Origin of the sequence: Acinetobacter sp. WCHAc060033 (assembly GCF_004209125.1) — a bacterium.
Classification (GTDB): domain Bacteria; phylum Pseudomonadota; class Gammaproteobacteria; order Pseudomonadales; family Moraxellaceae; genus Acinetobacter; species Acinetobacter wuhouensis.
Map to the genome: position 1 here is coordinate 1 of NZ_SGSW01000190.1, position 466 is coordinate 466.

At 32.4% G+C, this 466-nt stretch carries 1 pseudogene; it reads right to left on the reverse strand.

The annotated features are described in order from the left end of the window. Positions 1 to 126: 126 nt before the first annotated feature. Positions 127 to 466, reverse strand: a pseudogene (locus EXE10_RS21225) (IS1 family transposase); the annotation flags it as partial.

Consider the following 466-nt stretch of genomic DNA (forward strand, 5'->3'; position numbering starts at 1 on the left):
ATGAAGAAATTCTAAAATTAACATAATACACCTTATACAAAATGCCCTTGTAAGCCCTTAATCAAGGGCATTTTTAGTCTCTACTTAACATAAAATTTTGGTGGTGCTTCAAAAAGTATGCTGCCTTTAAATGAAGCCATTATTGATGTAAAAGAAAAGAAGGCTAAATCAAAAGCTTTAAAATGGTTTTCAAGCTTTTTTGAAAAATTACAGCTTCTTCTGAAGCTACGCCTAATTCTATGCCTTATTTTGCAATTATTGCCTTCAATACCTACAGTAAAAAATTTACCAATACTTTGCTTACCATTTTTAAAAGCAGTGATGAAACTGTCCCAATGATCACTTGCAATTCGGGTGTAGTGAATATCTAATTGTTTAAGCTTTGTCTTCAATTGTTAGACTGTAGCTAAATCTCGTTTACCCCAAACATAAGCAACAATTTCACCTGTTTCTCGATGATAGGCGT